Consider the following 12,183-nt stretch of genomic DNA (forward strand, 5'->3'; position numbering starts at 1 on the left):
GCGCATTGACGCAGCCCTGCCGGGAATGCCCTAGAAAAGCAGCAGGGCCGGTTCCGCCAGATATTCCACAAGTGTCTTCAAAAATTCAGCGGCGGGTGCGCCGTCTTCAACGCGGTGGTCAAAGGTAAGGCTCAAACCCATCATGGAGCGGGCCACTATGGCCCCCTCGCGGATAACGGGCTTTTCCACCACGCGGCCCACGCCCAGGATTCCCGTTTCACCGGGCTTGAGAATGGGCGTGAAGAAATCCACCACGGAATGCGCCATGTTGGTGATCGTAAAGGTGCCGCCGCTCATGTCGTCAGGCGTCAGCTCGCCCTTGCGGGCGCGGCTAGCCAGCAGGCGGGCTTCCCTGGCTATTTCGAGCAGGGTCAGCCTGTCCGTATGGTGCAGCACGGGCACCATCAGGCCCTCGGGCAGGGCCACGGCCACGCCCATATGCACTTCGCCGTGACGGGTGATGGTTTGCCCGTCAAAGGTGGCATTCATGCGGGGGTGCTTTTTCAAGGCCTTGGAAACGGCCAGAATGAGCATGTCGTTCATGGAAAGGCGGAAGTCTTTGTTCTTTTTGTTGCGGGCCTTGAAGTCGTTGATGATGTGCACGCAGGGGGTTACATCCGCTTCGCTCACAAGGGTGAGCTGGGCGGAGTTTTGCAGGCTGCCCAGCATGTTGTCGGCAATTATCTTGCGCATGCCTTCCATGGGCACGGAGCTTGGCTCGCTGCCGCAAACGGCGCTGGAGCAGGTTGACTGAGACGCATTTGGGGCCGCCGTCGCGAATTTTTCCGGGTGCAGGGCGCGGTCAACATCTTCGCGCACGATCTTGCCGCCTTCGCCCGTGCCTGTGAGGGTGGAGATATCCAGCCCGGCCTTGGCGGCCACGGCGGCGGCAAGGGGCGTGATCTTGATTTTGCCGATAACTTCGTGGCGGGCCTGCACATCGCGCTCAACAATCCGGCCTTCGGGGCCTGAACCTGCTACGCAGGCAAGGTCAATGCCAAGTTCACGCGCCAGCCGCCGCGCGGCAGGAGACGCTATCCCGCCAGTGCCAGAGGGTTGCACAGCGGCTGACGCGTTGGTTTTTTCGGGCTTGGGCGCGCCCGCTTCCGCTGTGGCGGAAGCGGGGGAGTCAGACGCGCCTTCAACCCGGGCGATTGTTTCACCAGGTTCGGCCAGGATGCCAAGCACGGCGCCCACGGCCACTTCCTGTTTGGGCTGCACCATAATCTGGAAGAGCACGCCATCGGCGGGGCTTTCCACCTTATTGGTGATTTTGTCGGTTTCCACTTCAAACAGATCATCGCCCTGCTTGACTGCGGCGCCTTCGGCCACAAACCATTTGGAAACCTTGCCGGTCTTCATGGTCAGACCAAGTTTCGGCATGGCAAGTTCTATGCTCACTGCTGTTCTCCTGCGATGTTGGGTGTTGGGGCGGAAGGCTGCCTTTTTGCCGTCAGCCGGGCCGATGCCGTCAGCGGTAAACCATGCCGCCGTCAATAAGCACGGCCTGCCCGGTCATGTAGTCGGAGTCCGGCCCGGCCAGATAGGAAACAAAGGCCGCTACGTCTTCCGGTGTTTCGGGGCGGCCAAGGGCTATGCCTTCGCAGTACTTCTTGTAGGTTTCGCCCTTGGGGGCGCCTGTGATTTTTGAAAAGCCCTCGTCAATGGCCACCCACATGTCTGTGCCGACCACTCCGGGGCAGTATGCGTTTACGGTAATGCCGCTTGAGGCAAGCTCCCGCGCTGCCGCCTGGGTAAGGCCGCGCACGGCAAACTTGGTGGCGCTGTACGCGCCAATAAGGGCAAAGCCATCATGCCCGGCAATGGAAGATGCGCTGATGATCTTGCCCTTCTGTTTGCGGGCCATGAATTTTGTGGCTGCTGCCTGAATGCCCCAGAGCACGCCGTTGACGTTGATTCTGAAGATGCGTTCAAGCTCCTCGGGGGTGACGTCCAGCAGGGCCTTGACCTGAGCAATGCCCGCGTTGTTGATCATCACGTCAAACCCGCCCAGTTCCTTTTCCGCATGATCCACAGCGGCAAAGACCTGCGCGCGGTCGCTTACATCGGCAATAAAGGTGGTGGCCTTGCGGCCAAGGGCGCGTACTTCACCCGCTGTGGCAGCCAGTTTGTCCGCGTTCATGTCCACAAGGCAGATATCCGCGCCGTCCTTGGCCAGGCGCAGGGCTATGCCGCGCCCTATACCCTGGGCGGAACCGGTAACCAGAACAACTTTGCCGTTAATAGCCATAATCGTATCCTCCTTGTTGCCGCATGCCCGGATCAGACCGGACTTAAACCGGGCGCAAACCGGGAATGCACTGGATGGCAGCACCCTGCGGGCCGCAAACAGGTTGTTGCGTCAGGCAAAAATACCGTCGCCGCTGACGTTGCCGAGGCCGGGATGGATGTCAAAGCGCACAACGCCCACAGGCACCTTGACCGCCCGTGCCACCATTGCCGCGCCCTCGTAGCCAAAGCCGCCGCACAGCTCGATGGCAACGCAGCCGTCTTCTTCCACGGCCTTCTGCGCCGCTTCAACGGCCTCCCTGTAGGATGTCACGCCAATGGTCAGCAGTTCCACGCCGGGGGTGCGCGTCCAGCTGCGGTGCTCGGCCTTGACGCCGTTGCCTTCGCCACGCGGACTCAGAAAAATGAATGCAGCCTTGAGTTTCATAAACATGCTCCTGGTGTTGGGGTATTCAGGCATGATGCAGATATGCCGCCTAGTTGGCGTAGCAGACCTGCGCGCCGCGCAAAAACAGCCCTCGTTGCCGGGCGTATTCCATGACGCGGGCCACATCCACCACGCGCATGGTGTCTTCTGACAAACGTATGCTGGCGCTCTGCCCGCGCCGAACCTCCACCTCGCGCTCGCCGTCCAGCGCCAGCACGCAGGGAGTAAGCCCCACCGGCACATCGTCGCCCGGCAAAAGCTGGCGCACGCGGGAAACGCCCACGTCGGCAAACAGGCCGGGGCCGATGGCGGCGCGCACGCGGCAGGCAAAATCGGGGTCAAGATCAAGGGCCAGACCGCGCGGTTCTTCGGGCGAGATGCTCATGAGCTGCCCGGCCACAGTGGAGAGGCCTATGCTGTCTGGCCGACAGCGGGAAACGACTATCTGGCTGACTTTGGTGATGTCCCAGATGGCGCGGGAGCCGAGAAAAAGATCATCGTACACGGCCACGTCCACCAGGGCGATGTCCCTGAACTGACCGTCCACATGCACTTCAAGCAGGCTGGCCTCGCGGCAGCCTTCGTCAATGGTTACGCCGCCGCAGGCGAGCACTCCTGCGGCAAGGCCAGCCACGGTTGCTTCGGCCATGACAGGAAAAACATTGTTGGTGCCTGTGGAGAGCGGCAGAATAGGCGTTTTGCGCGCGCCCTTGCAGGCGGCGCGGCTTGTGCCGTCGCCCCCCATGACGATGATGACCGCAACCCCCTCCTGCTGCATGAGGGCTGCGGCGTTGATGGTGTCCTCCTGCGTGTTGTGCAGGTAAATGTCCACCGGAGCCACGTTCACAGGCGTTTCCAGAGCTTCCAGATCGCTCAGGGCGCGCGGCACGATGCCGTAGCCCTCGGGCATATACAGAACATCACGTACCCCGGCGGCGGCCAGACCAACCAGAATACGGCGCACCATGCGCACCTTCTCCTGATTGTCAAAAACACTGCCGTGCGCGACGATGCGGCGTATGTCCTTGCCTGATGCCGGATTGGCGATAATGGCTGCTTTCACGTTGACTCCGGTGGATGTAGTGAGCAGGCAGGGCCTGCCGCAGTGCTTGCAATGGCTGTTGCAATCGTGCTCCGCCGCTATGGGGCAGGCCTTGTGCCTGAGCCTGCCCCTTGAAAGCGGCTTAATTATCGCAACGACTTGACCGCAGCGACGATCTGATCCGCGCCGGGAATATAGGCCTTTTCCAGCGGCGGGCTGAAGGGAACGGGGCAGTAAGGAGCGCCCACGCGCACAATGGGCGCGTCCAGATAGTCCAGGGCTTCCTCGGCCACCATGGCGGCGATTTCCGCTCCTGCTCCGGCGGTTTTGACGGCTTCGTGCGCAACCACAAGAGCGTGGGTTTTCTTGACGGAATTGAGGATGATGTCCTTGTCGAGGGGCACCAGACAGCGGGGGTCTACCACTTCGGCGCTGATGCCCTGAGCAGCCAGGGTTTCTGCGGCCTGAAGGGCGGAGTGAACCATGAGCGAGGTAGCCACAATGGTTACGTCCGTGCCTTCGCGCTTTACATCGCCCTTGCCAAGCTCAATGGGCGTCGCCTCGTCGCCAACTTCGCCTTCCACGCCGTACAGAATCTTGTGTTCGAGAAAGACAACGGGGTTGTCGTCGCGGATGGCGCTGATGAGCAGCCCCTTGGCGTCTGCCGGGGTGGAGGGGATGCATACCTTGATGCCGGGAATGTGCATGAACCATGCTTCAAGGCTCTGGGAGTGCTGGGCCGCAGCGCCCACGCCAGCGCCCTGGGGCATGCGCAGCACCATGGGCACCTTGGCCTTGCCACCGAACATGTAGTGCATCTTGGCGGCCTGGTTAAAGAGCTGGTCAAGGGCGACGCCGATGAAGTCCACAAACATCAGTTCGGCCACGGGGCGCAGACCGGCTGCGGCAGCGCCGGCGGCAGCGCCCACAATGGCGCTTTCCGTAATGGGGGTGTCGCGCACGCGGCGTTCGCCAAACTGGTCAAAAAGGCCCTGAGTCACGCCAAAGCAGCCACCGAACTTGCCCACGTCTTCACCGATGATGAACACGTTTTCGTCCCGCTCCATCTCCTGACGCATGGCATCGTTAAGCGCTTGCAGGTAGGTTTTGATCGCCATATTTTTCTCCATTCTGAAAATCTGAAGGTGGTTTCCGCAGTTTCAGGCAAACGCTTTATGCGTACACGTCTTCCAGCAGGTCTTCCGGCTTGGGGAAGGGGCTGTCTTCCGCAAACTTGACGGCGGCTTCAATTTCGGCGGCCACAGATACGGTGATGGCGTCCAGTTCCGCCTGAGTGGCGGTGCCGGTTTCCACCAGCTTTTTGGCAAAACGCGGAATGGGATCCTTGGCCTTCCATTCTTCCAGTTCCTTTTCGCTGCGGTATACGCAGGCATCGCCCTCAAAGTGGCCGCGCCAGCGGTAGGTCTTGCATTCGATGAGCGAGGGCCCCTGTCCCTTGCGCGCGCGTTCTACGGCCATAGTCACGGCTTCGTACACGGCGAGCACGTCGTTGCCGTCAATGACAACGCCGGGCATGTCGTATCCGGCGGCGCGGTCGGCAATGTCGGTGATGGCCATGGATTTGCTCTGCGGGCAGGAGATGCCGTAGCCATTGTTTTCATTGATAAAGATGACGGGGAGCTTCCAGGCGCTGGCCATATTCAGCGATTCCTGCGTGGTGCCCTGGTTGGACGCGCCATCGCCGAAAAAGCAGGCGCATACGCCCTTGGTATCCTTGTACTGGCAACTGAAGGCCGCGCCCACGGCCAGGGGGCCGCCGCCGCCCACAATACCGTTGGCGCCAAGAATGCCGATGTTGAAATCGGCAATGTGCATGGAGCCGCCCTTGCCCTTGCAGTAACCGGTGGAGCGGCCATAGATTTCGGCCATCATGAGCTTGAGGTCGCCGCCCTTGGCCAGGCAGTGCCCGTGGCCGCGGTGGGTGCTGGTGATCATGTCCGTCTGCTTCAGCGCGGCGCACGCGCCTGTGGCAACGGCTTCTTCACCAAGGTAGAGGTGAACGAATCCGGGTATTTTGCCAGCTGCAAAAAACTTTTGCAGCTCGCTTTCAAAAAGGCGGATCTTGGTCATGGTGCTGAACATTTCCAGCAGAACCTTTTTGTCGGGATGTTTCATGGTACTCTCCTCAGATTGCTGATTGTGGTGCCGACTCAGTCAATATCTACCGACACGGTCAGGGCCGCGCAGGCCAACACGATGTCGCTGCAACCGGGGCTGAAGCAGGCAACTTCAAGGCCCGGAGTGCGCAAACCGCCCGTAACGACCTCAATGCTCTTTTCCCCGATGGGGATGGCGGCAAGCACTGCCTCCTTGTCCACCAGATCAGGTTCGGGCACGGCAATACGCGCATGCACATGCACACCCTGAAACGAACCGCGCCCAAGTATCTCCACCAGACCGCACAAACAACTGCGCGAAATGGCGTCCTTTACCGCGCGGTATGCGGCCTTGGTCATGTTTGCGCCGTGCAGATCGGCCCCGGTGCCCAGTTCAACCACGTAACGTTGCAGCATTGGATTCCTCCGCTGGTCAGCCCAGCATGCGCACGGGCTGTTCGAGCATGTCCGCAAGGGTGCGCAGGAAGCTCATGGCCGGGCCGCCATCGGTGACCATGTGGTTGAAGGTGAGGGAAAGGGTCATCATCTTGCGCACGCAGACCTGACCTTCAAAAACGCCCGGCTTTTCCACTACGCGACCAACGCCGAGGATGCCTGTTTCCGGCGGGTTGAGAATGGGGGTGAAGCCGTCCACGCCAAGCATGCTCACGTTGGAAATGGTAAAGGTGCCGCCGGAAATCTCGTCCATGGAGAGGCCGCCCTTGCGGGCGCGGCTGGCAGCATCTCGCACCTTGGCCTTGAGTTCTTCAAGGCTGTAGGTGTCCGCATTCTTGACGTTGGGAACAATGAGGCCCGTATCGAGCGAAACGGCGATGCCAAGGTTCACATGCCTGTGCATGTGGATGCCGTCTGCCTGCAGGGTGGTGTTCATGACGGGGTGCTGCCTGAGTGCGCGGCACACGGCAAAAGCGATGATGTCGTTGAACGAGAGGCGGTATTCCGGGTCTTTTTTGTTGCGGGCCAGCATGGTGTCGCGCAGGGCAACCATTTCAGTAACGTCGGCTTCCACAAAAACGGTCAGTTGCGCCGCGTTTTGCAGGCTGGCCTGCATGTTGTCCGCTATGAGCTTGCGCAGGCCGTCCATGGGGATGACTTCGTCCGCATCAGCATCAGGGGTGGAGCATGGTTGCGCCGGGGCTGCGCTGGCCGGAGCCGGAGCTTTTGCGGCGGCTTCGTGAGCGGCGCGAACATCCTTTTCTGTAATAACGCCATCGCGGCCTGTGCCCGTAACCGTTGCCAGATCAACGCCAAGCTCTTTGGCGGCCTTGCGGGCCGCAGGCATGGCGCGGACTTCTCCTTGCGCCGCACTGGCCTGCGCATTCTGCCCCTTGGCTCCGGATGCTGCGGGCGCCGGGGAATCGGCAGACACTGCCCCGGCAGCCTTGGCGGCAGGGGCGGCCACAGCCTCGCCCGATTCACCGATGATGCCGATAACCTGCATGACCGGAACAACCTCGCCCTGCGGGCTGACAATCTGCAAAAGAACGCCGCCAGCCGGAGACTCGACCACGTTGGTGATCTTGTCTGTTTCCACTTCCAGCAGGGGTTGCCCCACTGCCACCGCACCGCCTTCGGCCACAAGCCAGCGCGCAATCTTGCCTGTTTTCATGGTGAGGCCCCATTTGGGCATCTGCACTTCGTAGGCCATCCGCTACCTCCTTGCGCCGATGTGGCGCACGCGTTTATGCCTACTTGATTGCAACTCTGATACCACTTTATAACAGGTGATAATCAATGAATAATTTATAAAATACTTTATCTGTGTATTTGATAGTGTTCCAAAATCGAACAGAACGCTGTTCTGTAAGACCAGTTATGATACACTACAATATATAAAAAATTCATGGAGTTGTTTTTTGTGGACGTAATATGAATGTAGCCATGGGCAAAGAGCTATTCCATTTTTTCACGGACGATGCTATTGCTTAAAACAAAGCTGCGGGATCGCATTATTCAGAAGTGGGGCAGATGGTCTTTTTGAAGTGGAAAGGCCAGCGAACCGGCATGCTTGTTAAAAGGGCGTGCGCGTCCGGGAGATAAGTCATGTATGTTCTGCAAAGAAATGGCGATGTCTTTGAAATGCGGCAGGAACCCCTGATGGCGGAAGGCGTCAACCGCTCAGGGTTTTTGTTCAACAGCTATAGCGGCGCACCAAGAGCGAACCGGCGGGAAACGTGGGAATCCTTTATAAGAACCGGTAAAATTGTTGACGACAGCCTGCCCCGGCCCATTGCGGCCTCCTGGATGCGCTGCCGCGATCTGGGGGTGGATCCGCTGCTGCCAAAATGCGCGGAATTTACGCCCATGAGCCAGATCAACGCACAGGCCGAGATATACGCGGAGCTGGCGGCTGGCGTGGAACGTCAGGTGTATGAGCAGATTAAGGAAAAAGGCCTGCTCATGACGGTCTCCGAGGCCAATGGCCGGTTGCTGCGCACCTGCGGCAACAAGGATGTATTGCTTCAGGCAGACCAGCTTTACTTTGGCCCTGGCGCGGTGTGGTCCGAAAGAAGCGTGGGAACCAACGCCATAAGTCTGGCCCTTTCTGACGGCATGCCAGCGCAGGTTATGGGCGAGGAGCATTTTTGCAGCAGCCATCAGGCCTGGGGCTGTTCTGCCGCGCCCATTTTTACGCCCTTTGGGCAACTGTGGGGCTGTTTTGACATTTCCGGGCCAACCAGCGCCGATCACCGTCAGGCATTGTGGCTGGCTGTTGGCGCGGCCCGCGAGATTGAGCGTCTGCTGCTCAACGCCTCGCTGAGCAGTATGGAGAACAAATCACGCACCCTGCTCAGCACGCTCTTCAGTTCCATGCCCATTGGCGTGCTGATGGTGGATGAGAGCGGCATCATCACCTATGCCAATGCGCAGGCGGAGCGCCTGCTCGGCTTTAGCGGCGATGTGCGCGGCGGACGCGCCGAGGCATTTTTTGACTACACCCTGTACGCGCGTCAGCAGGCGGAAAAGGGCGGCCAGCCCGAGGGGGTTCCCCTGCGCTGCCTGACCAATTCCTCACTTACAGCCTGTGCCATGCCCTTCATGACGGGCAGGTCAGATGCGCGCTACACCCTTGTGACCCTTCAGGCCGGAGTGGAGGCCCGCCCCGCGCCGATTGCCCCTGTGCCGCATGTTCCGCGCCGCGAAGGCACGCGCCCCTTTGGCGATATTGTTTACCGCAGCGAAAAAATGTCCCGCACGGTGGAGCAGGCGCGGCATATGGCCAAAAGCCCTGCGGCTGTTTTGTTGCTGGGCGAAACGGGCACGGGCAAGGAACTGTTTGCACGGGCCATCCACAAGGCCAGCCGATGTTCCGATGGGCCGTTTGTGGCCGTAAACTGCGGGGCTTTGCCGCGCGAGCTTATCCAGAGCGAACTTTTTGGCTACGAGCGGGGGGCTTTTACCGGAGCTGTGGAAAAGGGGCGTCCCGGCAAGTTTGAACTGGCCGACAAGGGGACCCTGTTTCTGGATGAAATTTCTGAAATGCCGCTGGAAATGCAGGTCAACCTGCTACGGCCTCTGGAAGACCGTTGCGTCACAAGGGTGGGCGGCAAGCAGTCCAGGATGGTCGATTTCCGGCTGGTCACTGCCACCAACCGCAATCTGGATGAACTGATGGCTTCGGGAGCGTTTCGTGAAGATCTGTTTTATCGCATTCACGTGCTTGCGCTGGAAATTCCACCATTGCGCGAGCGCAGGGAAGATATAGCCGTCATTGCGGAATACCACTGCAAGCGCCTGTGCCGTACCTATGGGCATCCTTTTGGCGGATTTTCTGCCGAGGCTTTGCGTGTGATGGAAGATTACGACTGGCCCGGCAATGTGCGTCAGCTTGTGCACAGCGTGGAATTTGCCGTCAACATGGCGCAGGGCGGCTGTATTTTGCCCGCACACCTGCCTGCGCATTTGCAGTCCTGTGCTGGTGGAACCAATGCAGCCAGCGGGCAACCAGATGGGCAAGCCGTGGCGGCCCTGCCCGGAATGACCGATTTTAACCTGGACAATCAGGAGGCCAAGGTCATTCGCTGCGCATTGAAGCATTATAACGGCAACATGCTCCAGGCCGCCAAGGCGCTGGGCATTGGCCGCAACACCCTATACGCCAAGCTTCGCAAAATTGATCCAGAGGCTTAATCCTTCATAATATTACCATATTGCCACAATCCGGCCTGCTCTTAACCTGATTCCCATTTATGGGGGCATACGGTATGGAGCAGGCCTTTTTTATGGCATCTGCTTTCGCCGGAGCTTGCTGTTTCAGTCCTCGCGGCCTGCTTTTTCTCTGTTCCACTTCCGCCCACGATGGCCTTGCCTTGTTCCACTTCAGAACACTGCCTACGGCTCCGGTATGCCTGTCTGCATGTGCAATTTTTCTCGATCGAGCAGGGGCACGGTCTGCCGGGTATGTCCGCTCATCCGCTGCTGGCGCGGATTTTACGGCATGACCTGTGCAAAGAAGAGAGTATTCGGATTCAACATCTAACAAGCGAGGCAGTTATGGCGGAAACCATGCAGGCGGCAGTTTGGCACGGCAAAAAAGACATCCGCGTTGAAACTGTACCCGTTCCCCCCGCTCCGGCTCCCGGTTGGGTTCAGATCAAGGTTGATTGGTGCGGCATCTGCGGCTCGGATCTGCACGAATACCTGGCTGGCCCCATATTCATTCCCACAGAGGCCCCGCATCCGCTTACGGGCAAGCAGGGGAGCGTCATTCTCGGACACGAGTTCAGCGGCAAGGTTGTGGCGGTGGGCAGCGGCGTTACCAATGTGAAGGTGGGCGACATGGTTGCGCCAGATGCCTGCCAGCACTGCGGCGAGTGTCAGCCTTGCCGCGAAGGGCGTTACAATGTTTGTGAAAAGCTTGCTTTTACGGGCCTGCACAATGACGGCGCATTCGCCCCCTATGTGAATGTGCCTGCGGAATTGTGCTTTATCATGCCCGATGGTGTTTCACCCGAGGCCGGAGCAGTCATGGAACCTCTGGCCACGGGCTTTAAGGCCGTGCGCATGGCGGGCAGCATTCTGGGGCTCAATGTGGTGGTGCTTGGGGCGGGAACCATCGGCCTTGGCACCATTATGGCAGCCAAAGCCGCGGGCGCGGGCAAGATCATCGTGCTTGAAATGTCCCGTGCGCGCATTGCCAAGGCAATGGAGTGCGGCGCGGACATTGTGGTGAACCCCAAGGAGTGCGACCCGGTTGCAAAGGTGAAAGAACTGACAGGCGGCTCCGGGGCTGATGTTTCCTTTGAATGCATTGGCAACAAGCACACCGGCCCGCTGGCCATAGATGTGCTGCGCAACACCGGAACGGCCATCATTGTGGGTATTTTTGAAGAACCCAGTTCCTTCAACTTTTTCAGCCTCAGCGGTACGGACAAAAAGGTCATGGGCACGCTGGCCTACACCATTGAGGATTTCAAGGGGCTTGCCGCGCTCATGGCCAAAGGCGTCATCAAGGCGGAAAACCTGATTACCGGCAAGATCGAGCTGAAGGACATTATGGAAAAGGGCTTTCTTGAGCTGATCAACAACAAGGACGAAAACATCAAGATACTTGTGCGTCCCTGACGCGCTTGACGGCGTGTTTGAGGGATGATCCTGCTGTTTTGCCGCAGTTGTTTGTGCGCGGGGCAGGATATGAAAGAGGGGTTGCGGAATGGTCCGGAACCCCTCGGTTAGTTTATGCACCCATGCGCACCAGCATGCGGTCTGGCTGTTTGTATGGGTATTAAACGTTGGCTGCGTTTTTTGATCTGTCCGGCATTGACTACAGGTAACATGCCTTGCGGGTATTCAAACCAGATTGGAATTTGCAATTGTGTTGCCACGGCAACATAAAAGTAATGATTTTGGAATATTAATTTTCTTTTTAACTGCACAATGGAGAAATAAGCATGTCTAATATCAGCGCAACATATCTTGGTAATCTTCAGGTGGAACTTGTTCATAATCTTAGCGGCACCAAGGTTTATACCACGCCAACCCCTGAGCATGGCGGGTCAGGCAAGGCATTTTCTCCCACTGATCTCTGCGCAGCCGCATTGTGTTCATGCGCCATGAGCATGCTGGCAACATATGCGGAAAATCATGGGTTAGATGTGACCGGAACAACATTGGAAGTTTCCAAAGCCATGACAACCGAGGGGCCAAGTCGCATAGGCAGAATCGAAATAGTTTTCAACATGCCCAACCGGGAATTTAGCAGCAAGGACAAGATGGTAATGGAACGGGCAGCAAATACCTGCGGCGTTCATCACAGCCTGCATCCAGATGTTGAGCAGGTATTTACCTTCCGATGGAGCGATTAGATCTTCTGCTCAGTATGGAAT

General features: G+C 58.7%; 11 protein-coding genes. 3 read left to right on the forward strand and 8 right to left on the reverse strand.

Annotated elements, in window-relative coordinates; translation table 11 throughout:
• Nucleotides 1-30: 30 nt before the first annotated feature.
• From ACUZ9Q_RS06710 to ACUZ9Q_RS06745, 8 genes are all read right to left on the reverse strand, one after another.
• Nucleotides 31-1,401, reverse strand: coding sequence for a dihydrolipoamide acetyltransferase family protein (locus ACUZ9Q_RS06710; RefSeq protein WP_449247576.1), 1,371 nt, complete (start codon nucleotides 1,399-1,401; stop codon nucleotides 31-33).
• Between the two features lie 70 nt (nucleotides 1,402-1,471).
• Nucleotides 1,472-2,251 carry an acetoin reductase gene (locus ACUZ9Q_RS06715; RefSeq protein WP_300554672.1) on the reverse strand — a complete coding sequence of 260 codons (780 nt, stop codon included), beginning with the start codon at nucleotides 2,249-2,251 and terminating at the stop codon, nucleotides 1,472-1,474.
• Between the two features lie 111 nt (nucleotides 2,252-2,362).
• Nucleotides 2,363-2,677 (reverse strand): DUF6506 family protein, encoded by a 315-nt coding sequence (locus ACUZ9Q_RS06720; protein ID WP_225529797.1) that lies wholly within the window; start codon nucleotides 2,675-2,677, stop codon nucleotides 2,363-2,365.
• A 49-nt stretch (nucleotides 2,678-2,726) separates the two neighbouring features.
• Nucleotides 2,727-3,740 (reverse strand): ATP-NAD kinase family protein, encoded by a 1,014-nt coding sequence (locus ACUZ9Q_RS06725; RefSeq protein ID WP_192111699.1) that lies wholly within the window; start codon nucleotides 3,738-3,740, stop codon nucleotides 2,727-2,729.
• A 125-nt stretch (nucleotides 3,741-3,865) separates the two neighbouring features.
• Nucleotides 3,866-4,837: an alpha-ketoacid dehydrogenase subunit beta gene (locus ACUZ9Q_RS06730; protein WP_276571463.1), complete on the reverse strand. Its 972-nt coding sequence runs from the start codon at nucleotides 4,835-4,837 to the stop codon at nucleotides 3,866-3,868.
• A 55-nt stretch (nucleotides 4,838-4,892) separates the two neighbouring features.
• On the reverse strand, nucleotides 4,893-5,855 hold the full coding sequence (locus ACUZ9Q_RS06735; RefSeq protein WP_192111701.1) for a thiamine pyrophosphate-dependent dehydrogenase E1 component subunit alpha: 963 nt from the start codon (nucleotides 5,853-5,855) through the stop codon (nucleotides 4,893-4,895).
• 35 nt (nucleotides 5,856-5,890) lie between these two features.
• Nucleotides 5,891-6,253 (reverse strand): Lin0512 family protein, encoded by a 363-nt coding sequence (locus tag ACUZ9Q_RS06740; protein ID WP_022660107.1) that lies wholly within the window; start codon nucleotides 6,251-6,253, stop codon nucleotides 5,891-5,893.
• Between the two features lie 16 nt (nucleotides 6,254-6,269).
• Nucleotides 6,270-7,505: a dihydrolipoamide acetyltransferase family protein gene (locus ACUZ9Q_RS06745; protein WP_449247577.1), complete on the reverse strand. Its 1,236-nt coding sequence runs from the start codon at nucleotides 7,503-7,505 to the stop codon at nucleotides 6,270-6,272.
• A 395-nt stretch (nucleotides 7,506-7,900) separates the two neighbouring features.
• On the opposite strand from ACUZ9Q_RS06745, the gene ACUZ9Q_RS06750 reads away from it, so the two are divergent.
• The 3 genes from ACUZ9Q_RS06750 (at nucleotide 7,901) to ACUZ9Q_RS06760 (ending at nucleotide 12,162) form a co-directional block, all read left to right on the forward strand.
• Nucleotides 7,901-9,988: a sigma-54-dependent Fis family transcriptional regulator gene (locus ACUZ9Q_RS06750; RefSeq protein WP_449247578.1), complete on the forward strand. Its 2,088-nt coding sequence runs from the start codon at nucleotides 7,901-7,903 to the stop codon at nucleotides 9,986-9,988.
• Between the two features lie 363 nt (nucleotides 9,989-10,351).
• Entirely contained in the window at nucleotides 10,352-11,422 is a 1,071-nt protein-coding gene (locus ACUZ9Q_RS06755; protein WP_192111704.1) for a 2,3-butanediol dehydrogenase, read from the forward strand.
• Nucleotides 11,423-11,748: 326 nt separating this feature from the next.
• On the forward strand, nucleotides 11,749-12,162 hold the full coding sequence (locus tag ACUZ9Q_RS06760; protein WP_449247579.1) for an OsmC family protein: 414 nt from the start codon (nucleotides 11,749-11,751) through the stop codon (nucleotides 12,160-12,162).
• Nucleotides 12,163-12,183 lie beyond the last annotated feature (21 nt).

The organism is Desulfovibrio desulfopostgatei (assembly GCF_053570645.1).

Bases quoted from the DNA above. Each gene is read 5' to 3' on its own strand.
- ACUZ9Q_RS06715 (WP_300554672.1), bottom strand. From the start codon at position 2,251: ATGGCTATTAACGGCAAAGTTGTTCTGGTTACCGGTTCCGCCCAGGGT.
- ACUZ9Q_RS06720 (WP_225529797.1), bottom strand. From the start codon at position 2,677: ATGAAACTCAAGGCTGCATTCATTTTTCTGAGTCCGCGTGGCGAAGGC.
- ACUZ9Q_RS06730 (WP_276571463.1), bottom strand. From the start codon at position 4,837: ATGGCGATCAAAACCTACCTGCAAGCGCTTAACGATGCCATGCGTCAG.
- ACUZ9Q_RS06735 (WP_192111701.1), bottom strand. From the start codon at position 5,855: ATGAAACATCCCGACAAAAAGGTTCTGCTGGAAATGTTCAGCACCATG.
- ACUZ9Q_RS06740 (WP_022660107.1), bottom strand. From the start codon at position 6,253: ATGCTGCAACGTTACGTGGTTGAACTGGGCACCGGGGCCGATCTGCAC.
- ACUZ9Q_RS06745 (WP_449247577.1), bottom strand. From the start codon at position 7,505: ATGGCCTACGAAGTGCAGATGCCCAAATGGGGCCTCACCATGAAAACA.
- ACUZ9Q_RS06750 (WP_449247578.1), top strand. From the start codon at position 7,901: ATGTATGTTCTGCAAAGAAATGGCGATGTCTTTGAAATGCGGCAGGAA.
- ACUZ9Q_RS06755 (WP_192111704.1), top strand. From the start codon at position 10,352: ATGGCGGAAACCATGCAGGCGGCAGTTTGGCACGGCAAAAAAGACATC.
- ACUZ9Q_RS06760 (WP_449247579.1), top strand. From the start codon at position 11,749: ATGTCTAATATCAGCGCAACATATCTTGGTAATCTTCAGGTGGAACTT.